This is a genomic window from Acidovorax sp., from assembly GCF_046291265.1.
In the GTDB taxonomy this organism is placed as follows: domain Bacteria; phylum Pseudomonadota; class Gammaproteobacteria; order Burkholderiales; family Burkholderiaceae_C; genus Acidovorax.
In genome coordinates, this window is sequence record NZ_JBKBTV010000033.1 from 1 (window position 1) to 21,481 (window position 21,481).

The 21,481-nt window shown below is 63.8% G+C and carries 21 protein-coding genes; 8 read left to right on the forward strand and 13 right to left on the reverse strand.

Features of this window, described 5'->3' with window-relative positions:
- From accC to ACK41V_RS13650, 4 genes are all read right to left on the reverse strand, one after another.
- The coding region (gene accC, locus ACK41V_RS13635) for an acetyl-CoA carboxylase biotin carboxylase subunit (RefSeq protein ID WP_409783139.1) at positions 1 to 1,184 on the reverse strand (1,184 nt) is incomplete at its 3' end.
- A gap of 165 nt (positions 1,185 to 1,349) precedes the next feature.
- Positions 1,350 to 1,799: an acetyl-CoA carboxylase biotin carboxyl carrier protein gene (gene accB, locus ACK41V_RS13640; RefSeq protein WP_409783140.1), complete on the reverse strand. Its 450-nt coding sequence runs from the start codon at positions 1,797 to 1,799 to the stop codon at positions 1,350 to 1,352.
- Between the two features lie 161 nt (positions 1,800 to 1,960).
- The gene (locus tag ACK41V_RS13645; RefSeq protein WP_409783141.1) at positions 1,961 to 2,542 is read right to left on the reverse strand and encodes a TlpA family protein disulfide reductase; all 582 of its coding nucleotides are present in this window, start codon (positions 2,540 to 2,542) and stop codon (positions 1,961 to 1,963) included.
- Positions 2,526 to 3,137 (reverse strand): hypothetical protein, encoded by a 612-nt coding sequence (locus ACK41V_RS13650; RefSeq protein WP_409783142.1) that lies wholly within the window; start codon positions 3,135 to 3,137, stop codon positions 2,526 to 2,528. The genes ACK41V_RS13645 and ACK41V_RS13650 overlap by 17 nt, the downstream gene beginning before the upstream one ends.
- A gap of 206 nt (positions 3,138 to 3,343) precedes the next feature.
- Between ACK41V_RS13650 and mpl the strand changes: the two genes are divergently transcribed.
- A complete protein-coding gene (gene mpl / locus ACK41V_RS13655) occupies positions 3,344 to 4,765 on the forward strand; it encodes a UDP-N-acetylmuramate:L-alanyl-gamma-D-glutamyl-meso-diaminopimelate ligase (protein WP_409783143.1) in 1,422 nt (473 codons plus the stop codon).
- Between the two features lie 145 nt (positions 4,766 to 4,910).
- On the opposite strand, the gene ACK41V_RS13660 is transcribed toward mpl, so the two are convergent.
- From ACK41V_RS13660 to ACK41V_RS13690, 7 genes are all read right to left on the reverse strand, one after another.
- On the reverse strand, positions 4,911 to 5,222 hold the full coding sequence (locus ACK41V_RS13660; RefSeq protein ID WP_409783144.1) for a hypothetical protein: 312 nt from the start codon (positions 5,220 to 5,222) through the stop codon (positions 4,911 to 4,913).
- 101 nt (positions 5,223 to 5,323) lie between these two features.
- Entirely contained in the window at positions 5,324 to 6,445 is a 1,122-nt protein-coding gene (locus tag ACK41V_RS13665) for a 3-deoxy-7-phosphoheptulonate synthase (protein ID WP_409783145.1), read from the reverse strand.
- A gap of 279 nt (positions 6,446 to 6,724) precedes the next feature.
- Positions 6,725 to 7,264 carry a hypothetical protein gene (locus ACK41V_RS13670; RefSeq protein WP_409783146.1) on the reverse strand — a complete coding sequence of 180 codons (540 nt, stop codon included), beginning with the start codon at positions 7,262 to 7,264 and terminating at the stop codon, positions 6,725 to 6,727.
- Positions 7,265 to 7,367: 103 nt separating this feature from the next.
- Positions 7,368 to 8,852, reverse strand: coding sequence for a metalloprotease TldD (gene tldD, locus ACK41V_RS13675; protein ID WP_409783147.1), 1,485 nt, complete (start codon positions 8,850 to 8,852; stop codon positions 7,368 to 7,370).
- Between the two features lie 107 nt (positions 8,853 to 8,959).
- Positions 8,960 to 9,298: a YegP family protein gene (locus ACK41V_RS13680; protein ID WP_409783148.1), complete on the reverse strand. Its 339-nt coding sequence runs from the start codon at positions 9,296 to 9,298 to the stop codon at positions 8,960 to 8,962.
- A gap of 89 nt (positions 9,299 to 9,387) precedes the next feature.
- On the reverse strand, positions 9,388 to 10,560 hold the full coding sequence (gene rodA, locus ACK41V_RS13685) for a rod shape-determining protein RodA (protein WP_409783149.1): 1,173 nt from the start codon (positions 10,558 to 10,560) through the stop codon (positions 9,388 to 9,390).
- Positions 10,561 to 10,596: 36 nt separating this feature from the next.
- Positions 10,597 to 13,035 (reverse strand): protein kinase domain-containing protein, encoded by a 2,439-nt coding sequence (locus ACK41V_RS13690; protein WP_409783150.1) that lies wholly within the window; start codon positions 13,033 to 13,035, stop codon positions 10,597 to 10,599.
- A gap of 136 nt (positions 13,036 to 13,171) precedes the next feature.
- Here ACK41V_RS13690 and ACK41V_RS13695 point away from each other — a divergent pair, with 136 nt between their 5' ends.
- Complete coding sequence (locus tag ACK41V_RS13695) at positions 13,172 to 13,756, forward strand: YqiA/YcfP family alpha/beta fold hydrolase (RefSeq protein WP_409783188.1); 585 nt, start codon at positions 13,172 to 13,174, stop codon at positions 13,754 to 13,756.
- Between the two features lie 126 nt (positions 13,757 to 13,882).
- Here ACK41V_RS13695 and ACK41V_RS13700 read toward each other — a convergent pair whose 3' ends face one another.
- Positions 13,883 to 15,469, reverse strand: a complete 1,587-nt coding sequence (locus ACK41V_RS13700; RefSeq protein WP_409783151.1) for a PglL family O-oligosaccharyltransferase — start codon at positions 15,467 to 15,469, stop codon at positions 13,883 to 13,885.
- A 103-nt stretch (positions 15,470 to 15,572) separates the two neighbouring features.
- Here ACK41V_RS13700 and ACK41V_RS13705 point away from each other — a divergent pair, with 103 nt between their 5' ends.
- The 6 genes from ACK41V_RS13705 (at position 15,573) to ACK41V_RS13730 (ending at position 21,077) form a co-directional block, all read left to right on the forward strand.
- The gene (locus ACK41V_RS13705; RefSeq protein ID WP_409783152.1) at positions 15,573 to 17,654 is read left to right on the forward strand and encodes a ribonuclease catalytic domain-containing protein; all 2,082 of its coding nucleotides are present in this window, start codon (positions 15,573 to 15,575) and stop codon (positions 17,652 to 17,654) included.
- 22 nt (positions 17,655 to 17,676) lie between these two features.
- Complete coding sequence (locus tag ACK41V_RS13710; protein WP_409783153.1) at positions 17,677 to 18,537, forward strand: energy transducer TonB; 861 nt, start codon at positions 17,677 to 17,679, stop codon at positions 18,535 to 18,537.
- Between the two features lie 6 nt (positions 18,538 to 18,543).
- Positions 18,544 to 18,888 (forward strand): hypothetical protein, encoded by a 345-nt coding sequence (locus ACK41V_RS13715; RefSeq protein ID WP_409783154.1) that lies wholly within the window; start codon positions 18,544 to 18,546, stop codon positions 18,886 to 18,888.
- 142 nt (positions 18,889 to 19,030) lie between these two features.
- Positions 19,031 to 19,876 carry a shikimate dehydrogenase gene (gene aroE, locus ACK41V_RS13720; RefSeq protein ID WP_409783155.1) on the forward strand — a complete coding sequence of 282 codons (846 nt, stop codon included), beginning with the start codon at positions 19,031 to 19,033 and terminating at the stop codon, positions 19,874 to 19,876.
- A gap of 18 nt (positions 19,877 to 19,894) precedes the next feature.
- Positions 19,895 to 20,629 carry a monofunctional biosynthetic peptidoglycan transglycosylase gene (gene mtgA, locus ACK41V_RS13725; RefSeq protein WP_409783156.1) on the forward strand — a complete coding sequence of 245 codons (735 nt, stop codon included), beginning with the start codon at positions 19,895 to 19,897 and terminating at the stop codon, positions 20,627 to 20,629.
- A 127-nt stretch (positions 20,630 to 20,756) separates the two neighbouring features.
- Positions 20,757 to 21,077 (forward strand): barstar family protein, encoded by a 321-nt coding sequence (locus ACK41V_RS13730; RefSeq protein ID WP_409783157.1) that lies wholly within the window; start codon positions 20,757 to 20,759, stop codon positions 21,075 to 21,077.
- Between the two features lie 135 nt (positions 21,078 to 21,212).
- Here ACK41V_RS13730 and ACK41V_RS13735 read toward each other — a convergent pair whose 3' ends face one another.
- Complete coding sequence (locus ACK41V_RS13735; RefSeq protein ID WP_409783158.1) at positions 21,213 to 21,416, reverse strand: hypothetical protein; 204 nt, start codon at positions 21,414 to 21,416, stop codon at positions 21,213 to 21,215.
- Between the last annotated feature and the right edge of the window lie 65 nt (positions 21,417 to 21,481).

Consider the following 21,481-nt stretch of genomic DNA (forward strand, 5'->3'; position numbering starts at 1 on the left):
CGCGTGTCGCCGTGCACGATGATCTTGCCGATCATCGAGTCGTAGTTCGGCGGCACGAAGTAGTTGGTATACGCATGCGAATCCACACGCACGCCCGGGCCGCCCGGCGGATGCCAGGTGGTGATACGCCCTGGCGATGGGGTGAACTTGTAGGCGTCTTCGGCGTTGATGCGGCACTCGATGGCGTGGCCACGGATCTCGATCTGGCGCTGGGTGAAGGGCAATTTTTCGCCTGCCGCCACCATGATCTGCGTGCGCACGATGTCGACGCCCGTGATCCATTCGGTCACAGGGTGCTCCACCTGCACGCGGGTGTTCATTTCGATGAAATAGAACTCGCCGTTTTCATACAGGAACTCAAACGTGCCCGCACCGCGGTAGCCGATCTTCTTGCAGGCTGCCACGCAACGCTCGCCAATCTTCTCGATCAGCTTGCGGGGAATGCCCGGCGCTGGCGCCTCTTCAATCACCTTCTGGTGGCGGCGCTGCATGGAACAATCGCGCTCACCCAGGTACACCGCATTGCGGTGCTTGTCGGCCAGCACCTGGATTTCAATGTGGCGCGGGTTCTGCAGAAACTTTTCCATGTAGACCGCAGGATTGCCAAACGCCGCGCCCGCCTCGGCCTTGGTCATCTGCACCGCATTGACCAGCGCGGCCTCGGTGTGCACCACGCGCATGCCCCGACCACCGCCGCCGCCTGCGGCCTTGATGATCACGGGGTAGCCCACGGCCTTGGCGATGCGGCGAATCTGGACCGGGTCGTCGGGCAGTTCGCCCTCAGAGCCGGGCACGCAGGGCACGCCCGCCTTGATCATGGACTGCTTGGCCGACACCTTGTCGCCCATCGTGCGAATGTTGTCGGGCGTCGGGCCAATGAACTGGAAGCCGCTCTTTTCCACGCGCTCGGCGAAATCCGCGTTTTCCGACAGGAAGCCGTAGCCGGGGTGAATGGCCTCGGCATCGGTCACTTCAGCCGCCGAAATGATGGCGGGCATGTTGAGGTAGGAGAGGGGCGACGGCGCGGGGCCGATGCACACCGCCTCTTCAGCCAGCTTCACGTATTTGGCGTCGCGGTCGGCCTCGGAGTAGACCATCACGGCCTTCACGCCCAGCTCGTGACACGCGCGCTGAATGCGAAGGGCGATCTCTCCGCGATTTGCGACCAGGATTTTTTTAAACATATTGCATATCCACAATGCATCGCGCTGCTCGCGACACATGAAACTGGCGCGCCGCCGCACCAGCGGAGGCCGCGCAAGGGCCGCCCCGCCGCGCTGGCCTCGTCCCGCTTCCCGCGAAGCGAGAGAAGGGGGAAGCGGCGAAGCCGCTCAGGGGGTTGTTCTCTGTCATTCGATGACGAACAGCGGTTGTCCGTATTCGACCGCCTGGCCGTTTTCGCCCAGGATGCGGGTGACCGTGCCGGACTTGTCCGCTTCGATCTCGTTGAGGATTTTCATGGCCTCGATGATGCAGATGGTCTCGCCTTCCTTGACCTGGCTGCCAATCTCGACAAACGCCTTGGCGCCTGGGCTGGACGAGCGGTAGAAGGTGCCAACCATCGGCGACTTGACGATGTGGCCTGCAGGTGCGGCGGCTGGCGGAGCGGGCAGTTCGGCCACGGGAGCACCGGCGGGGGCCGGGGCTGGCGCCTGCATGGGCGCGGGCACATACTGCTGAACCACGTTGCCACCGCTCTTGACGATGCGGACCTTGCCCTCGGCCTCCGTGATTTCGAGTTCGGAAACGTTCGATTCGGAGACGAGATCGATCAGGGTTTTGAGTTTTCGCAGATCCATGGAAGCTCCAACGGCTATAAAACTGAATAGGGCGCGAATTTACTCTAATTTCACCCTAACGCAGCCATCCCCGGATATTTTTCATGAACTCCAGCAGGGTCAAAGCGTGAAGATAGCGCCATTGCTACCGGAGTATCGCGCTGGACAACCGACCAGAACGGTCATCGCAACGCTGACCATAACGCCAAATCTTGCGGCGTCACCTGTCCCATTTTACGGTGCAGCACGCGCCCCTCGGCACCCAACACCACTGTAAACGGCAGGCCACCCGTCAGATTGCCCAGCGAGCGGCCCAAGTCCGTGCCGCCCAAACCTGCCAGGCCCACCGGAAACTCCAATGGAATGCGCGCCAGAAACTTGCGAACCGCAGAGGGCTGGTCAATCGCCAATCCCAGCACTTGCCAGCCTTTGGCGGCATGTTCACGGTAAAACGCATTGAGCATAGGCAACTCTTCAACGCAAGGCGGGCACCAGGTGGCCCAAAAGTTCAGCAGCAGCGGTTTGCCTGCAAACGACTTCAGGGCCAGCGCACCACCATCGGGTTGGTCAAACTCCATGCCCCACAGCGCCTGCTCAGCCCCAGCCTCCATGGTATGTGGCTGAAACTTCCACCACGCCAGCCCGGCTCCGCCCAGTGCCGCAGCACCGGCAACCCCCGCGTACAGCAGACGGCGGCGGGCGGGCGACGGGGCCGACGGTGCGACAGCGGCTTGGGATTCAGGGAGTTCAGCGGGGTTCGTCATCGTCGAGGGTTTCTTGAAGCAGGCGGCGCACGGCGGTCAGGTCGCCGCGGGGGGTGCGGCCTTTGGAATCGGGTCGCAACGCGCCCCGCAGGTCATCCAGGTCATAAATCATCAGGTGCACACCGATCATCTCATTGAGTTCGGGCGATTTACTGCTCAGGCTCAAGGCCTCAACCGAGTGGCCGTGAAAGCCCGGCACCGTGCGGGGTTCGTAATCCACATGGTGATCGATCAGCGCTATTTCTGCAGATTTGGAGTCATCACAAAACAATTGCAGGTAAACATCAGACAAACGGGTGGCCGTGCCGTGCCACACAGCCCCCGCCAAATGGGGGCGAAATACCGCCATGCGCACCATCCACACCAATGCCAGTTGCCGCAGGGCACGCAACTCGCGGGGCTGCGTGTCGGCGCAGAAGATCTGGATGTATTCACGGACCGCGGCTTCGACACGGTCGTTGTCCGGCAGCGGCGTGCGGGGCGGCAGGCCCATCTCGCGCAACGCACGGCGTTTGGCCGGGCCCCATTCAAGCCCTTCTTCCACCACCAGCCGGGCCGTGGTGTGGGCGATTTCGTCGCTCAAAGGTGTGTGCATGGCAATCGATGCGAAGACAGGAGGCTGCATTGTGGCTTGGTCGCGCGGCAGGGACCATGGCTTCACCCCATGCCCCCTGAGGGTGCTAAAGCAAGTGTTCGTCCCACACTACGCTTTTAATAGCTGCTAGCGCTTATCCAATAAGCGCTAGAGGCCAATTTGGCATCAAATTCAACGGCCTCGCGGCAGGCTTAGAATCTGCGCCCATGCATATACACATACTGGGCATCTGCGGCACGTTCATGGGAGGCTTGGCGGCACTCGCGCGCGAGGCGGGCCACAAGGTCACCGGGTGCGACGCAGGCGTCTACCCTCCCATGAGCGACCAGCTCAGGGCTCTGGGCATCGACCTGATCGAGGGTTTTGGTGCAGACCAGCTGGCGCTGAAGCCGGACATGTTCGTGGTCGGCAACGTGGTCAGCCGTGCAAGGCTGCCGGACGGCTCCCCCAAATTTCCGCTGATGGAAGCAATTTTGGACGCTGGCGCCCCTTACACCAGCGGGCCGCAGTGGCTGGCCGAGCATGTGCTGCAAGGCCGCCACGTGCTGGCAGTGGCGGGCACCCATGGCAAGACCACCACCACATCAATGCTGGCGTGGATTCTGGAATGCGCAGGTCAACAGCCCGGTTTTCTGATCGGCGGGGTACCGCTGAACTTTGGCGTTTCGGCCCGGCTAGGTACACCGCAGCGTCCCGCGCCATCCACCGCCCCACTCGGTGCTGCGCCCCTGTTTGTGATCGAGGCAGACGAATACGACACCGCCTTCTTCGACAAACGCAGCAAGTTTGTGCACTACCGGCCCCGCACCGCCGTGCTCAACAACCTGGAGTTTGACCACGCCGACATCTTTGACGACCTGGCCGCGATCGAGCGACAGTTTCACCACCTCGTGCGCACCGTGCCACCGTCCGGTCGCGTGGTCACCAACGGGCTGGAAGAAAGTCTGGCGAGGGTTCTGCACACCGGTTGCTGGAGCGAGGTGACAAGCTTTGGCGCCACGGTGAGCGACTTTGCAGCACAGGGCGAGCCCCAGGCATTTGATGTGCTGCACCAAGGTCAACCCGTGGCGCGTGTGGAATGGGCGCTGACCGGCGTCCACAACCAGCTCAACGCCCTCGCCGCCATTGCCGCCGCGCACCATGTGGGCGTGAGCCCCCGGCAGGCCGCGGCCGCACTGGCAACGTTTCAGAACGTAAAGCGCCGCATGGAGCTGCGCGGCACGGTCGGCGGCATTGCGGTGTACGACGACTTTGCCCACCACCCCACGGCCCTGCGCACCACGCTGGACGGCCTGCGCCGCAGCCTGGGCACCAGCGCGCGCATCCTCGCGGTGTTCGAGCCGCGCAGCAACACCATGAAACTGGGCGCCATGAAGAGCCAGCTGCCCTGGGCGCTGGAGCCTGCCGACCTCGCGTTGTGCCACACGGCCGGATTGGATTGGGACGCTGCACAGGCCCTGGCCCCGATGGGCGTGGGCCCCGGCCAGCGCGCGCAAACCGCGGCGGACATCGATACCCTGGTGGCCCAGGTCACCCAGGCAGCGCGCCCTGGGGACCACATCGTGTGCATGAGCAATGGCGGGTTTGGCGGCGTGCATGCGCGCCTGCTGCTGGCGCTGGGGCAATAGACCCACCGCCTTGATCTCGATTTTCTGAAAAACTCCCAGCCTGAAATACCCACGCGGCCCGAGCCAGCGCCCCCGCGCAAGGGCCGCCCTGCCGCGCTGGGGGCGTCCCCCTCAGGGGGATGGCGCGAAGCGCCTCAGGGGGAACCTAAAACGTCACGGCCATGCCGGGGACGTCCACACGCACCACCGGCTTGGCCAGGGCCGCACTGGCGGCACGTGCAAAGTCGCGGGACCAAGCCGGGTCGGCCATCAACGAGGCACCGGCGGCGCGCGCCACGGTCAGCACCTTGTCGGCTAGCAGCACCTTGCCACTGGCGCGCAAGGGCTCGCAGTCGAGACTGGTGAACTGGTCGTCCAGCCAGCGCCGCCCCTCTTCATGCCCCATGGGCTCGGCGCCCTCTAGGTCAAAACGGAACTCCTGATGCCCGGCCAGCCGGACCGACACTTCGCTGTGCATGATGGGATCGCCTTTCGTGTTTCGTGCGTGGGTTCTGGTGCGGCGCTGCGGCTCTCCCCGAAGGGTGCCGCAGCGCCAGTCACGCCGACCAGTTTAGGCCCTCAGCGGCTGCGCCGCGCCTGCACCGCAGCCGACAGCTCGGCCAGCGACTGCAGCGAATCGTCCCAGCCCAGGCACGCATCCGTGATGCTCAGGCCGTAGGTCAGCGCCGCGGCGTCGTCCTTGCCTGGCGTGAACTTCTGCGCACCAGCCGTCAGGTGGCTTTCGATCATCAGGCCGAAGACGCTGCGCGAGCCACCGGCGACCTGTCCGGCCACGTCGCGCGCCACGTCCATCTGCTTTTGGTGCTGCTTGCTGCTGTTGGCGTGGCTGCAGTCGACCATCAGCGTGGCGGGCAGCTTGGCGGCTTCGAGGTCTTTGCAGGCCGCGGCCACGCTCTCGGCGTCGTAATTGGGCGTTTTACCGCCGCGCAAAATCACGTGGCAGTCCTTGTTGCCATTGGTGTTGACGATGGCGACCTGGCCGTTCTTGTGCACCGACAGAAAGTGGTGGCCGCGGCTGGCCGACTGGATGGCGTCGGTGGCGATGCGGATGTTGCCGTCCGTGCCGTTCTTGAAGCCGATGGGGGCTGAGAGGCCCGAGGCCAGTTCGCGGTGCACCTGGCTTTCGGTGGTGCGGGCCCCGATGGCGCCCCAGCTGATGAGGTCGCCAATGTACTGGGGCGAGATCACGTCCAGGAACTCGCTGCCCGCGGGCATGCCCAGGCGATTGATGTCGATGAGCAGCTGGCGTGCGATGCGCAGGCCTTCGTCGATGCGGTAGGTTTCATCCAGGTAGGGGTCGTTGATGAGGCCCTTCCATCCCACCGTGGTGCGGGGCTTTTCGAAGTACACGCGCATCACGATCTCCAGCGTGTCCTTGTACTGCTCGCGCGCCGCCTTGAGGCGGCGGGCGTATTCGAGCGCTGCGGCGGGGTCGTGGATGGAGCAAGGGCCAATCACGACCAGCAGACGGTCATCGGTGCCCGCCATGATGTTGTGGATGTTTTTGCGGGTCTGGGTGATCAGCGTCTCGACCGGCGTGCCGCCAATCGGGAAGAAGCGGATCAGATGTTCGGGAGGAGGCAACACGGTGATGTCCTTGATACGTTCGTCGTCGGTCTGGCTGGTTTTCTCGACGCTGCGGTACCAGGCATCGCTGGTGGGGTTGGTAAGGGACGTCATGGTTGCTTCCTCGTGGTGTGGGGTTGGATGATGGAAAAACGGGAGGGCAGAAAACAAAAAACCGCCGGGCTTTGCAGCTGCGGCGGTTGGTATGGGGAGGTTGTGTGTGCTTGCGCGTTTTCCTCTCATCCGCCGGGGACCGAGATAAAAAACCAAAAATAAAACGCGCTGCGAACTTGCATGGCGGCCAATGTAGCACAGGAGTGCGGCGGTGCAGCAAGCTGCCGCTGTTGCGATTGCACGACAAAACAGGGGGCCACGCGTGCGGCCAACACCCTCTCAGCGCCCCAGGCTGCGAAACCAGGCACGCAGTCTTTGCAACGCCGACAGCCTGCGTGGAGGCGTTGCATCCTGCAAATCGCTCGGCGGATCGCTCTGGTGCTCGTACATATCGATGAGCAACAGAGCCTCGCCCAACGTGCGCCAGGCCAGCAGCTCAAACTGGTCAAAACTCGCGCTCTCTTTGGTGCTGCGGCGTTCCAGCATTTGCTGCCAGTCCGCAATGGCGTTGCGCAGTTCCCGCAACGCGCGTTGGTACGCGCCAAATTCGTACAGTGCATGCCAGGCAGAGCCCAGGCCCGTCAGAAACAGCTGGTGTTCGCGTGCGCAATGCGACAAGGTGGTCACGCGGCGGGCAATGGCGGTGGTGTCGGTGCTGGTGCGACGGATGCGCACGGCTTCGTCGATCTGCGTCGACAAGGCACCCAGGCTGTCCCGCAACTGGCGCGAGTCTTCATCGGCCACGCCTTCGCGCAGAAAGCGGCTGATGTCGCCAAACGACTGAAGGGTCAGCAACTGACTGGGGCGCGTGGCAGGCATGGTGCTGCCGATTGTGCGCCGCCTCCCGCGCGGTGCAAGCGTTGAAAAGGGGGTGAAAACGCGAATGGTGATAGCACCCCACACTTGCTGGCCAACGCGGGGATCAGGCCGTGCCACCCACCGTCAGGCCTTCAATGCGCAAGGTGGGCTGACCCACGCCCACAGGCACGCTCTGCCCTTCTTTGCCGCAAGTACCCACGCCACTGTCCAGTCGCATGTCGTTGCCGATCATGGTGACCTTCTTGAGCGATTCGGGGCCGCTGCCGATGATGGTGGCGCCCTTCACGGGGTACTGGATCTTGCCGTTTTCCACCCAGTAGGCTTCGCTGGCAGAGAACACAAATTTGCCCGAGGTGATGTCCACCTGCCCACCGCCAAAGTTGCTGGCGTACAGGCCCTTCTTGATGCTGGCGACGATCTCGGCCGGGTCTTTGTCGCCACCCAACATGTAGGTGTTGGTCATGCGCGGCATGGGGATGTGCGCGTAGCTTTCGCGGCGGCCGTTGCCGGTGGGCGCCACGCCCATCAGGCGCGCGTTGAGCGAATCCTGGATGTAGCCCTTGAGGATGCCGTCCTCGATCAGCACATTGCGCTGGCTGGCATGGCCTTCGTCGTCCACATTGAGCGAGCCCCGGCGGTCCGCGATGGTGCCATCGTCCAGCACCGTCACGCCCTTGGCTGCCACGCGCTGGCCGATGCGGCCGCTGAAGGCGCTCGACCCCTTGCGGTTGAAGTCGCCTTCCAGTCCGTGGCCAATGGCCTCGTGCAGCAAGATACCGGGCCAACCCGAACCAAGAACCACCGTCATCTCGCCTGCCGGAGCGGGACGCGATTCGAGGTTGACCAAGGCCGCATTCACCGCCTCGTCCACATACTTGCCCATCTGCTCGTCGTCGAAGTAGGCCAGGCCAAAACGCCCGCCGCCCCCTGCCGAACCCACCTCGCGGCGGCCGTTCTGCTCGGCGATGACGGTGATCGACAGGCGCACCAAGGGGCGCACATCGGCGGCCAGCGTGCCGTCAGCCCGGGCGACCAGTACCACGTCGTACTCGCTGGCCAGCCCGGCCATCACTTGCGCCACGCGCGGGTCCTTGGCGCGGGCGCGCTGCTCCAGTTTTTCCAGGAGCGCCACTTTGGCCGTGCTGTCCAGCGATGCAATGGGGTCCACACCGGGATAAAGACTGCGGCCTGCAGCTACCTTTTTAGGAGCTACTCGCACTTTACCTGCCTGCGCTACCGACGAAATAGACCGTACGGTGCGTGCTGCATCCAGCAACGAAGCTTCGGAGATGTCGTCCGAGTAGGCAAAGGCCGTTTTCTCTCCGCTCACTGCACGCACGCCCACACCTTGGTCGATGCTGAAGGAGCCGGTCTTGACGATGCCCTCTTCCAGGCTCCACCCCTCGCTGCGTGTGTACTGGAAGTACAGGTCGGCGTCGTCCACCTGGTGGGTGCGGATCTCGGCCAGCGCGCGGGCCAGATGGCTTTCGTCGAGCCCGAAGGGGGTCAGCAGCAGTTCGCGGGCAACATCAATGCGCTGGCTGGTGGCCGCACGCTGGGGCGCGGCAGTGGTGGAGCGGAAAGTCATCCGGGCATTTTAGGCGTGCGGCCATGCCCGGTTGAGGCAAGGGGCGTATGACCCCTTGCAACCAACCCGTCCCCCACAGCAAACAAGATCACCGCCGCTTCGTGGTGTCAGGCGTTCGTCTGGTCGTCAATGGCCGCCGCAACCGCATGGGTCTGCACCGACTCGATGCCCGCATCCCTCGACTTGGCCCCTGAATACATCTGGCTCTGGCCAATGACCTGTCCATTGCCCGCCTTGAGCGTGAAGTAAGGCGACCCGTCCTTGGCGCTGAGGCGACCGAACCGGCCATCATCGGGTGCGTTTTTGCGCACGGATTCAATGCCGTTCAGCGCACTGGCCTTGGACTCGTACATTTCGCTTGTCAGAACAATCTGGCCGTTGGTGGCCAGCAAATTGAAAACAAACTTGTCGTTCTTCGACTTCTTCAGCTCGAACTTCGCCGCCATAGGGGAGCCCTCCGGTTGAGGCCAAGGCACAGTTGGCCTCTCGTTTTGTACCCCGTTGTGGCGCCTGAAGCAACGCCCCCGCAGAAACCCTAAAGCGCAGGTCGGGCGTCTTTGGAGTCCTGATTCTGCGCGCGCGCCACCGACATCAAGATGCCCAGCGCCAGCCCCAGCGTCACCATCGCCGTGCCTCCATAGCTGATAAAAGGCAAAGGCACACCCACCACCGGCAGGATGCCGCTGACCATGCCCATGTTCACAAACGCGTAGGTGAAGAAGATCATGGACACCGCCCCCGCCATCAGGCGCCCAAAGAGGCTGTTGGCACCCGCGGCAATCGCCAGCCCGCGCCAGACCAGCATCAAGAAACACGCCACCAGGAAAAGATTGCCCGCCAGCCCGAACTCTTCGGAGAACGCGGCAAAGATGAAATCGGTGGTGCGCTCAGGAATGAACTCCAGGTGCGTCTGCGTACCGGCCATGAAGCCCTTGCCCCACATGCCCCCCGATCCGATGGCGATCATGCCCTGGATGATGTGAAACCCTTTGCCCAACGGGTCGCGCGTGGGATCCAGCAGGGTGCAAATACGCTGCTGCTGGTAGTCGTGCAGCACCGCCCACCGCACGCCATCGGCACACAGCGGGTCTCCCAAAAGCACCAAGGTAGCGATGCCGATCCCGCCAATCACCACCGGCGGCAGCACCAGCTTCCACGACAGGCCCGCAAAAAAGATCACCGACAAACCCGCAGCCAGCACCAGCAATGAGGTGCCCAGATCGGGCTGTTTCATGATCAGCCCCACGGGTATCGCCAGCAACAGCCCCGCAGCAACAAAGTCCAGGGGACGCAGCGTGCCTTCGCGCTTTTGAAACCACCAGGCCAGCATCAAGGGCATGGCAATCTTCAAGATCTCGCTGGGCTGAATGACGATGCCCACATTGATCCAGCGCTGGGCGCCCTTCTTGGTGATGCCAAATATCGCGACCGCCACCAGCAGCGCCACCCCGGCTATGTACAAAGGTACTGCAAACACCATGATCTTCTGCGGGGGCACCTGGGCCACCATGAACAGAATGGCGCCCGCGATGAGCATGTTGCGCCCATGGTCCGAAAAGCGGGTTCCGTGGTCATAGCCCGACGAATACATGGCCACCAGCCCCGCGCTCGCCAGGAGCAACACCACCACGAGGAGCGGCAGGTCGAAACCCCGAAACAAAGGGGCAAAACGCTGCGAAAGGGTGGGCTTTTCAAAAACGGCGGACATCCCGCAATTATCGGCCCCTCAGCCCAGCCCCCGCGGTCAACCCGCCTGCCTAAAGGCCATCACCGCCTGATTGCGCAAGGTGCGCAGCAGGCCCAGGGCTTTGTCGTCCACCACAATTCCCCCCGCGGTGGACTGGTCGGCATAAATCAGCGCAAAGGGCTGCCCCTTGATTTGCAAGGGCAAAAGCAAGAATGACGGGGCATTGAGCCCCGAGCGGTACCACTCGGGCAAACGCGCCTGCATGCGCGGCTCGGTGGCGTCATTGATCAGCGTATCGGCACCGCGCAAACACACGGCGGCGAACAGATCGCCCTGCGCCTTGAGTGGCACCTTCATCGCCCGCACCGCGGCCTCACTGCCCTCACCAAGGCCAAAACGGCCCGTCAGCACCTCGGTTTTGGCGTCGCGCAGGCAAAACACCATGCGCCTGAATCCGAGCGCCCGGAACATGGTTTCCAGAATCATGCGCAACACGTCGTTGAGCTGAAAGCTCTCGACCATGGCGTTGGTGATGTCCTGAATGCCCGCCGCCAGTACCTCGTTGACCTGGGCAACGGACACCGCGCCACCGGCCTGCGATGCAAGCACCGCGGGCAGGGGCTGTGTCTCGCTGGCGCGCAACTCGTGCGATTTCAGCGCATCTTCCGGCGTGGCCGAAGCACCTTCTGGGGCGGGCAGTTTCAGCAATCGGGCGGCAGGCGTGCCGGGCTCCACCCGCAGGTCCAGCGCCTCGGCCAGTGCCACCAGCTTGTGGCGGGCCCGCAAAGTGGCCTCGGCAATGGACTCGGCAGACAGCGCCAGCGTGCGCGCGTAGCGGGTACCGATTTGCACCAGATGCGATTCGATCTGGGCGGCCTGGCTGAACAACAGGGTGCTGGCCACTTCGTTGGCCGCCATGGCTGCCCAACGCAAGCGTTCTACCCCCTGCTCCGGCGCCCGCTGCATGGGCGACCCCATCGGTTTGCGCATGCAGCGCTGCAGACTCTCCGGCAAGCCCCAGACACGGGCGACCCCCACCCCAAGATCTTCAAACCCCAAGCCCAGCACCTGCACAGACGCGGATTCCTCGCCCCCCTCCATCCGCCCCGCGGCGACGAGGCTGCGGACCTGCAGGGCTTCTTCCGGAAAATAGAACTCGCACAACATGCGCCCCAGATTCTGGAACATGGCGCCAATGAAAGCTTCTTCGGCCGCCTGGCCAGCGCCGCACAATTCGGCCGCGACCGACCCGGCCATCATGGCGCGCAAGAACTCCTCGCGCATCTGGCTGGCATGGGCCTTGTCCTGCATGTGGTCCAGCAGCACCAGGCTGAGCGCCATGTTGCGCACCGCGTTGAAGCCCACCAGGCTCACCGCACGCGACACGGTGCTGATGGTGCCGCGGCTGGCATGGGCGTAGTGCACGCTGTTGACCAGGCGCAGCAGCTTGTTGGTCAGCGCCACGTCCTTCAAGATTTCGTGGGTCAGATCGCTGATGCTGTCGTCTTCGGAATTGGCCACCCGCTGGATGCGCGCCACCGAGTCCGACAGCGCCGGAAAGTCGCTCTTGTGCCGCATGCGCCGCAGCAAAAAATCCAGTGTCGCATTGCTCGATGCAGACGGGGCGCTGGCGGGCGCCGCCCACGCACGCAGTGCATCCCGAAAATCCCCCGCCGAGGCATACCGTTGGCCGGGGTCACGCGCCATGGCGCGCTGCAAGATGGCCCGCAGGCCGTCATCCACCCCCTGCCCCAGGTCCTCGGGCAGCGCCAGGTCTTCATTGGCAATGCGATACAGGGCCTGCCAGGTGTCCTTCTGGTGAATGAGCGGTTGGCCGGTCAGCAACTCGATCAGCACCAGCGCTGCGGAATACACATCCATCGAGGGCGCCGGAGCCGCTCCCGCCGCGGCCTCCGGGGCCAGGTAAGCGGGCGTGCCACTGGCCAGGTGGGCATCGGGCGTCGCCTGCACGGGCGCGGCCATGCCAAAGTCCATGACCCGCGCGTGGCGCTGGGCGTCAATCATGATGTTGGAGGGTTTGAGATCACGGTGAACGATGCCCGCCTGGTGCGCCGCCTGCAGGCCATCGAGCACATCCACCATCAACGCCACCGCATCGTGCGGGGTACAGCGCCCTTGCTGGGCCAGGTGCTCTGCCAGCGTCTTGCCCGGCACGTACTCAAAGACGATGTACGGCTGCCGTCCCTGCACGTCGGCTTCAAACACCGGCACGATGTACGGGTGGGCCAGGCGCCCCACATGGCGGGCCTCGCGCAGCCACTGTTCCAGCACCGACGGGTCCTGGTCTTGCATGGGGCGCATGAGTTTGATGGCCACCTCGCGCTGCAACCGCGGGTCCAGCGCCAGCCAGACGGTGGCCTGGGCACCGCGCCCCAGGAGTTTTTTCAGTTCAAACCGACCGAGGGAGGTGGGGGGCTTCTCGCTGGCCCCCAACGCCCAGCGTTTGGCGGTAGAAAGCGGGGCAAAATCGGTCATGGCTGCGGTGGCAAAACAGGGCGCCGCACGGCGTGGAGCCCTTGTGTTGCGTATCTTATGCCTGTGCCACACCGCCCAGAGCAGTGATTGCCCTGCCCCCTTCACTTTGTCACCCTCCCGTGTCCGCATGACCCGCATGACCACCACGCACCTTCTGTACCTGCACGGTTTTCGCTCGTCGCCGCAGTCGGCCAAGGCCCGGCAGATGGCCGCGTACGTCGCACAGCACCATCCGGACGTGACTTTCTGGTGCCCGCAGTTGCCGCCCTCTCCCCGCGCCGCCATGGCGCTGGTGATGCAAGGTGTTGCCCGTTGGCCACACCCCACGATGGCGGTGGTGGGGTCGTCACTGGGGGGCTTTTACGCCAGTTGGGTGGCCCAACAAACCCACTGCCCAAGCGTGATGCTGAACCCGGCTGTTCACCCTGCCCGCGACCTCGCGCGCTACATCGGCGAGCAGACCACCTGGCAAAACCCCACCGAACGGTTTTTCTTTCTGCCGGAATACATCGGCGAGCTGCAGACGCTGGGTACGCACACCCAGCCCCCCGCAGCACCGGAGCTGGTCATCATTGCGCAGGGCGATGAAGTGCTGGACTGGCGGGAAATGGCCGGGCGCTATCCACAGGCGCGGCAACGGGTGCAAGAGGGCGGCGACCACGCGCTCAGCAACTTCAGCGAGTATCTGCCGACGGTGGCGGAGTTTCTGGACCTCGCCTGAGCAGCGGACGCTAACGGCAACCCCGGCCGCTGCAGCCGCCATAATTTTGAGTGTTTTTGGCCTCTAGCGCTTGCCCATAAAGCGCTGACAGCTACCAAAATTATAGTAATCCAAACGCTCGCCGTGTCATCGGACCTCGGCAGACGCCTTGCCACCCGCCGGAGCCATCCACCGGGCGTAGTCTTTCGGATAAGCGATGCGGTAGCGCTTCATATGAAAGGCCGCTTCATCGTCTTTGCCCAACATCACGGCGCTTTCGATCACCGCCTGGATGACGCGCGGCTCCGGGGAATAGTGCAGCAAGTGTTTGGCCTGCTGGTTCACGCGCTGCGCGTTCTCCCGGGTCAAACCCGTTGTGGTCAATTGCGCAAACTCCAGCTGGTTGGAGAACAACAAGGACTGCGTCACCTTCGACTGCACGTTGTCCCGGTACGCAGCCGCGCGATCGGTGTTCGCTTTGTAGAGCTGGCTCACCCGGAAATAGTCCCACGCCGCCAAGCCACAAACGGCCCATACCAGGACGGCTCCCGCGCCCAAAATCAAAGCGGGTGCAGCCCCCCGCGCGCGCAAGGGCGACTGCGGCCACAACAGCAAGGCCATTGCAAAAAGAGCGGCGATCTGAAACGGCCCATACCAAAGCGGGTATTCCAGCAGGCTGTGCAACCCGATGATGGCCAACACGCCCCAGGCCAACTGGCGCTCTGGCCGGTCCTCACGCCAAGGCAGCGACGCCAGGCACCACACCCCAAAAGCCCCGCACAACAACACGGCGGCAGGCAACCCCAGTTCTACCGCCAGATGCAATGGCAGGTTGTGCGCGTTGTCCAGCAGCACACAAAAGCGCTCGCCCGGAAACAGCGTGACGTAGTGCGCGTAGTCCAGCTCGCCCCAACCCCAGCCCACCCAAGGCTTCTGCGCAATCAGGGTGAACATGTTGGACCACAGCGCGCGCCGACTGGTGCAGGGGTCCGAATCGTCGGTGAACCGGTGGAACAGCGCATCGGAATGAACGCCCTGAAACCGCCACAGCAGCTCTGGCAGCACCCAGGCCGCCACCAAATACAGGCCCGCGCCCCACAACGCCAGCCGCAGCGCAGGCCCGGCGCCGGTGCGCTGCCACAGCACCAGCAAGCCCACCACCAACAGCCACTGCACAGCGCCCGTGCGTGAAGCCGTGGCGGCGCCCGCCGCGGCAAGGATTGCCAGTAGCAAAATCGCCAGCCAGTGGACTGAAACCCAAGACTGGCCGCGCGCGGTGGCAGGGCTGATGGAGCCTGCTCGGAACCCCTCCCGCAGTCGTGCCCAACCATGCAGCGCAAACCACAACAGCGCCCACGCCCCCAGGGCCAGCAGTGTGGCCTGCTGGTTGCGCTGGCGCAGGTTGCCCGGGGCTTGCCCGGGCTGCGAGGGATGAATCCACGGCCCCCAGCCCACGTCGCCCGCCGCGTACTGCACCAGCCCGATGCCGCTGGACACCACGGCCGCCAGCACCAGGCCCCCGGCCAACAGCCGACCCCAGCTTTCGGCCCCTACTGCGCGTGCACGCCCTGGGTACGCACCTCCTGCCGACCACGCCCCCACCGCCAGCAGCACCGCGCCACACACCCAAGATGTCACCAGCGGCCAGAAGTTGGAGATGGGGGAATCGGTGTACGCAAAAAGGAAGGGCAGCGCCACCGCCAGGAGGCACAACGGCGCAGAAATCAACGGCATCTCAACGGAAAAAGTCAGTCATGGGTAGCCCGGAATCATAGGGTCTGGCGCCAGCGCCTGCCCGCGCCCGGACGCCACCGCCGCCCATGGGACAATCCCCGCCATGCATGCATTGTTTGAAGAAGCCGGCAAGTTCATGGCCGGTCGTATCCTGTCGGAAGCTGATACATCGGCCCAGGTCGAGCTCGATTCGGGCAAACGGGTCAAGGTCAAGTCCGCCAACATCCTCCTGAAATTCGAGAAACCGGCCCCCGCCGAGCTGATCGCCCAGGCCCAGGCCGTGGCCGAGACCATTGAGCTGGACCTGGCCTGGGAGTTCGCGCCCGAGGACGAGTTCGGCTTTGCCGACCTGGCGCGGGACTACTTCTCCGAGAACGCCACGCTGGTCCAGCAGGCCGGCGCGCTGTTCCGCCTGTACGACGCACCCCACTACTTCCGCCGCGCGGGCAAGGGGCGGTTCAAAAAGGCTTCGGCAGAGATCCTGCAGCAGGCCCTGGCCGCCATCGAGAAGAAAAAGGCCGTGCTGGCGCAGATCGACGACTGGGCCGCAGCCCTCGGACGCGGCGAATGCCCGCAGCCCATCCGCGACCAGCTCTACAAAATTTTGTTCAAGCCGGACAAGAACGCGCCCGAATACAAGGCCGTGGTCGAGGCCAGCCGCGCCACACACACCGCGCCGCTGGATCTGCTGCAAAAGGCCGGTGCCATCGATTCAAGCTACCAGTTCCACTGGAAGCGCTTTTTGTTCGACAACTTCCCCAAGGGAACCGGGTTTCCGGCGCTCACCGCACCCCAGCCCCCGGACGACCTGCCCCTGGCCACGGTCCAGGCCTACTCCATCGACGATTCGCAGACCACTGAAATCGACGATGCGCTGTCCGTTCAGGGCCTGGGCACGGGCACCGTGGTGCTGGGCATTCATATTGCAGCGCCCGGCCTGGCCATCGTGCCGGGCTCGCCACTGGACCAGCTGGGCCGCAACCGGCTGTCCACCGTCTACATGCCAGGCTACAAGATCACCATGCTGCCCGACGAGGTGGTGCAGATCTACACGCTGGACGAAGGCCGCGCCAACCCCGCCGTGTCGCTGTATGTGACCGTGAACGAAGCCACGCTGGAGATCACCGGCACCGAGACCAAACTCGAACGGGTGCCTGTGGTGGCCAACCTGCGCCACGACCAGCTGGACCACATCGTGACCGAGGCGTGGCTGACCGACCCCGAAGTTCAGGTCGAAAACACCCCTCAGCGCTTGCTGGATCTGCGCGAGCAGCTATCATTTTTGCACCGCCTGGCCAAAAGCCTCAAGGCGCAGCGCGAAGTGGTTCGTGGCAAGCCCGAGAACTTCAACCGCCCGGACTACAACTTCCGCTTGGTCGGCAACGACCGGGGCGAGCCCAATGGCTCCGAGCAAGTACAGATCACCACCCGCCAACGCGGCGCCCCGCTGGATTTGATCGTGGCCGAAGCCGCCATCGTGGCCAACAGCACCTGGGGCCTGATGCTGGCCGACCACGGCGTGCCCGGCATCTACCGCAGCCAGGCCAGCATGGCGCCGGGCGTGAAGGTGCGCATGGGCACCAAGGCGCTGCCGCACGCAGGCATCGGCGTCAAAGCCTATTCATGGGCCACCTCGCCCCTGCGCCGCTATACCGACTTGGTCAACCAGTGGCAGATCATTGCCTGCGCACGCCACGGCAAAACTGCGGCGCTGGCGGCACCCTTCAAGCCCAAGGATGCGGACCTGTTCTCCATCATCAGCAGCTTTGACGCCGCCTACAGCGCCTACAACGGCTACCAGGGCGGCATGGAACGCTTCTGGACGCTCAAATATGTAGAGCAAAACGGCATCACCGAGCTGAACGCCACCGTCTTCAAGGAAGGCCCCGGCGGCAGCTTTTTGGTGCGGGCAGACGACATTCCGCTGGTCTTCCCGGTGCTGGGCGCGCAAAACCTGCCACGCGGCGCGCGCCTCAAAGTCAAGCTGGGCGAGGTGGACGAGATCACGCTGGACATCCACGGCACCGTGATCGAGCGCCTGGATGACCCAGCCGACACCAGCGATGACGGCCCGGTGGAAGATTCAGAGGCGGAAGACGACGACACCGTGGCGGGCCCGATCGCCATTGCGGTGGATGTGAACGAGGCGCCTGCCGAATCCCCTGCGGCAGCCACTGCACCCTAACCCCCTCTGATAATTGCCGGCGATGAAACTGCCCTCCTTCCTCCGCACCTTCAGCACGCTGCAGCTGGCGCTGGGCATCTCGGTGGCCGTGCATGCCGCGCTCATCACCGTGCGTTTTGTCGACCCGGTGAGCTTCAACCGCGTGTTCCAGGACACGCCGCTCGAAGTCATCCTGGTCAACGCCAAGTCCAACGAGCGCCCTGACAAAGCCCAGGCGATTGCCCAGGCCAGCCTGGCGGGCGGCGGCGAAGCAGAAAAAGGCCGGGCCACCAGCCCGCTGCCGTACTCAGCGCTGACGGCCATTGGCGACGACTTTGAAGAACAGCAGCGCAAGATGGATGCGATGCAAGAGCAGCAGGCCCAACTGCTGGCCCAGTTGCGCAAGCAGCTGGCCACCATGCCCGCGCCCGACCCGCGCAAGCCCAGCCAGAGCGCCGAACAAGTCTCAGAGCAGGAAAAGCGCCGCCAGCTCGTCAAGCTGCTGGCCGAGATTGAAAAGCGCATCAACGAAGAAAACTCGCGCCCCAAGAAGCGCTACATCAGCCCCGCCACACGCGAGGAGGCGTACGCCATCTATTACGACGCGCTGCGCCGCAAGGTAGAAGACAAGGGCACCGAGAATTTCCCCGAACAAGGCGGGCGCAAGCTGTATGGCGAGCTGACCATGATCGTCACCGTCAACCACGACGGCAGCGTGCTGGAGACCGAGGTGGTGCAGGGCTCGGGCAACCTCACGCTGGACCGCCGCGCCGAAGCCATCGCGCGCGCAGCCGGGCCGTTTGGCACGTTCAACACCGACATGCGCCAGAAGGCCGACCAGATCGCCATGGTGGCGCGCTTCAAGTTCACGCGCGACCAGACGCTGGAAACCACTGTGAGGTGACCGGCAATGCAGCACACGCCCAGCTTTGACGACGGCCGCCCGTCCTTTGACGCCGAGTTCGCACTTGGGCTCATCGGAAAGTGTGTATTGGTCGGAATGACAATCGAAGACAAAAGAGGGAGCACAAAACGCCAAGAGCAGTTTTTTGGCTTTGTCACCTCTGCTGAAGCCGGTGTAGGGATCGAGCTGCAGTTGCAAGGTTCTCGATGCGGCGAGGTGAAGTGGCTGCCGCCGGCGACACATGTATTCAACGCTGCTGCGCCGGGGACCTATCGTCTTCGCAGTACAGGGGAAGAGGTTGTGGATCCAGATTTCACAGCCACGTGGATCGTTGTCCAGCCTGATGCATAAATCACCTGCCAACGGAATTCAAACAACCGACTCTTTCCCATTTTGCCCAGTGATAAATGTAAATAGCGCATTCGCTGGCTAAATCGCAGATCGTTATAAGAGCTACCCGGGGCTGCTCTCTCGCACCCCAAGAACCTTGACCATGAGCCACCCCCCCGATCTTTACTGCGTGATGGGCAACCCCGTGGCGCACAGCCGCTCGCCCGCCATTCACGCGCGTTTTGCCGAACTGACCGGCGAGTCCATCGCGTATGAGCGCCGCCTGGTGCCCATGGACGGTTTTGCCCAGGGCGTGCGCGACTTCGTGGCCCAGGGTGGGCGCGGCTGCAACGTCACCGTGCCGTTCAAGACCGATGCACCGGGCCTTGCCACCGAACGCAGCGAGCGCGTGCAGCTGGCGGGCGCGGCCAACACGCTGACCTTCCGCGCGGACGGCAGCCTCTACGCCGACAACACCGACGGCCTGGGCCTGGTGGCCGACATCACGCGCAACGCGGGCGTATCGCTGGCCGGGCGCGACGTGCTGCTGGTGGGCGCGGGTGGCGCCGCCGCCGGGGTGTTGGGCCCGCTGCTGCTGGCGGGCGTGCGGCACATCACCGTGGCCAACCGCACGCTGGCCAAGGCAGAGGCCCTGGTGCAATCGCACTTCGCACTTGCAACGCTACAAAATTCAGAGCTACTAGCGCTTATTCCACAAGCGCTAGAGGCCAATTTCGACGTAATTATCAATGCCACAGCCAGCAGCCTGACCGGTGCCGATGTGCCGGTGCCCGCCAGCGTGCTGCGCCCGGGTTGCCTGGCCTACGACATGATGTACGGCCCCGCGGCCCAGGGTTTTCTGGACTGGGCCCAGCGCCACGGCGCCGTGCCACGCGACGGCCTGGGCATGCTGGTAGAGCAGGCAGCCGAAGCCTTTTTGCTGTGGCGCGGCGTGCGCCCTCCCTCGGCCCAGGTGCTGCGCGAAATGCAGCAACAAGCCTCTGCCTGACCCCAGGAGCATTCCGCCATGAAAGCCGTGTTGCGCTGGTTGGGTTGGGTGGTCTTGGCCTTTGTGGCCCTGCAGCTGTTTTTTGTGCTGCGCATTGCGGCCATGACCGTGATCGACCCCGAATCCACCAGCTTTCAGCGATCCGAAGCCTGGACCCAGCTGTCCACCACCGGCCAGGTGCGCTGGCGCCAACAGTGGATGCCCTACGCCAGCATCTCCGACCAGCTCAAACGCGCCGTCATCGCGTCGGAAGACGACAGCTTTGTGACCCACGACGGCGTGGACTGGAACGCCATCGAAAAAGCCTGGGAGCGCAACGCCAAAGCCGAAGCCCTGGCCAGCAAAGCCCAGGCCCGCGCCCCCGACCGCCCCGTGCGCGCAGCCAAAATCCGCGGCGGCTCCACCATCACGCAACAACTGGCCAAGAACCTGCTGCTGTCCGGCGAACGCACCCTGCTGCGCAAGGGACAGGAGTTTGTGCTCACGCTGCTGCTGGAGCAACTGCTGAGCAAGCAGCGCATCCTGGAGATTTATCTGAACAGCGTGGAATGGGGCGAAGGCGTGTTTGGCGCCGAGGCGGCGGCGCAGCACTATTTCCGCAAAAGTGCCAGCAAGCTCAGCGCGAGCGAGGCCGCGCGGCTGGCGGTGATGCTGCCTGCGCCCAAGCGGTTTGAGAAGGCGCCGGGGTCTGCGTATCTGGCGGGGAGGACGCGGACGATTCTGGGGCGGATGGGGAGTGCGGAGTTGCCTTGACCGCGGGGCGCATGATGAAGGATCAGGACCGTTCCATGTAGTGTGGTGGCAGCAAGTGCAGAGTGGGCGAATTCGTCCAAGAGCGGACGTTGACAGTTCGGGCCCAGTTGAGATGAAAGGCAGAGTGATGGAGGTAGCCGATGAAGTGCGAATCGATCTTCGAACGGTCTCAAACTCGCATGAGCTTCATCAACTCTTGATGACTGCGCTGGGTTTCCCGACATGGTATGGCCGAAACTGGGACGCGTTCTGGGACGCCATAACCGGATTAGTGCATATGCCTCGTCGCCTGTGCTTCGCCGGTTGGACCGACTTCGAGCAGCGGTTGCCTCACGAGGCAAAGCATCTTCGCGATAGCCTCTCTCAAATGAAGTTAGATTTCCCGGCTGAGGCCCCCGATGTTGCCTACGGACGAAGCGGCACTCGGCCAGAAGTAGCCAGTGGCTAACGAAAGCGGATGCCTAAATGACTGGCGAACAGCAGGGAGGCGAAAGCAAGCCAATCGGACGTCCGCTTCGATTGCCATCGATGTTAGACATCAACCGCACGGTGCTTTCCCATTCGACAGTTCACCGCACTCTTCTTAGGGTTCAGCAGCTCTGTAGGGGTAGGTTGTGATCCGAAGGTCAATTCCCAATGCAGCCATGCGGGCCAGATGAGAGGCGCCGAGATCGGTGTGAATGGGGTTTGCCTCCAGCCCGCCGTCGAAACCGTAGTCGAAGACTCGGGCTGTACAACTTTGCAGAATGCCGGTTCCTTCCGGGGAGAGTCCTTCCAGCAGGTCCAAGAAGTGTTCCGTACAGGCGCCAGGACTAACGTGCAGCGCACCGCCGATGAGGGGTTCAACCGAGA

Excerpts from the sequence above, each read along its gene's own strand:
- mpl (WP_409783143.1), top strand. The coding sequence starts at position 3,344 with ATGCATATACACATACTGGGCATCTGCGGCACGTTCATGGGAGGCTTG.
- ACK41V_RS13660 (WP_409783144.1), bottom strand. The coding sequence starts at position 5,222 with ATGCACAGCGAAGTGTCGGTCCGGCTGGCCGGGCATCAGGAGTTCCGT.
- aroE (WP_409783155.1), top strand. The coding sequence starts at position 19,031 with ATGAGCCACCCCCCCGATCTTTACTGCGTGATGGGCAACCCCGTGGCG.
- ACK41V_RS13695 (WP_409783188.1), top strand. The coding sequence starts at position 13,172 with ATGACCACCACGCACCTTCTGTACCTGCACGGTTTTCGCTCGTCGCCG.
- tldD (WP_409783147.1), bottom strand. The coding sequence starts at position 8,852 with ATGACTTTCCGCTCCACCACTGCCGCGCCCCAGCGTGCGGCCACCAGC.
- ACK41V_RS13710 (WP_409783153.1), top strand. The coding sequence starts at position 17,677 with ATGAAACTGCCCTCCTTCCTCCGCACCTTCAGCACGCTGCAGCTGGCG.
- accB (WP_409783140.1), bottom strand. The coding sequence starts at position 1,799 with ATGGATCTGCGAAAACTCAAAACCCTGATCGATCTCGTCTCCGAATCG.
- ACK41V_RS13705 (WP_409783152.1), top strand. The coding sequence starts at position 15,573 with ATGCATGCATTGTTTGAAGAAGCCGGCAAGTTCATGGCCGGTCGTATC.
- ACK41V_RS13670 (WP_409783146.1), bottom strand. The coding sequence starts at position 7,264 with ATGCCTGCCACGCGCCCCAGTCAGTTGCTGACCCTTCAGTCGTTTGGC.
- ACK41V_RS13715 (WP_409783154.1), top strand. The coding sequence starts at position 18,544 with ATGCAGCACACGCCCAGCTTTGACGACGGCCGCCCGTCCTTTGACGCC.
- ACK41V_RS13690 (WP_409783150.1), bottom strand. The coding sequence starts at position 13,035 with ATGACCGATTTTGCCCCGCTTTCTACCGCCAAACGCTGGGCGTTGGGG.
- ACK41V_RS13680 (WP_409783148.1), bottom strand. The coding sequence starts at position 9,298 with ATGGCGGCGAAGTTCGAGCTGAAGAAGTCGAAGAACGACAAGTTTGTT.
- ACK41V_RS13650 (WP_409783142.1), bottom strand. The coding sequence starts at position 3,137 with ATGCACACACCTTTGAGCGACGAAATCGCCCACACCACGGCCCGGCTG.
- rodA (WP_409783149.1), bottom strand. The coding sequence starts at position 10,560 with ATGTCCGCCGTTTTTGAAAAGCCCACCCTTTCGCAGCGTTTTGCCCCT.
- ACK41V_RS13665 (WP_409783145.1), bottom strand. The coding sequence starts at position 6,445 with ATGACGTCCCTTACCAACCCCACCAGCGATGCCTGGTACCGCAGCGTC.
- ACK41V_RS13730 (WP_409783157.1), top strand. The coding sequence starts at position 20,757 with ATGGAGGTAGCCGATGAAGTGCGAATCGATCTTCGAACGGTCTCAAAC.
- ACK41V_RS13645 (WP_409783141.1), bottom strand. The coding sequence starts at position 2,542 with ATGACGAACCCCGCTGAACTCCCTGAATCCCAAGCCGCTGTCGCACCG.
- mtgA (WP_409783156.1), top strand. The coding sequence starts at position 19,895 with ATGAAAGCCGTGTTGCGCTGGTTGGGTTGGGTGGTCTTGGCCTTTGTG.
- ACK41V_RS13700 (WP_409783151.1), bottom strand. The coding sequence starts at position 15,469 with ATGCCGTTGATTTCTGCGCCGTTGTGCCTCCTGGCGGTGGCGCTGCCC.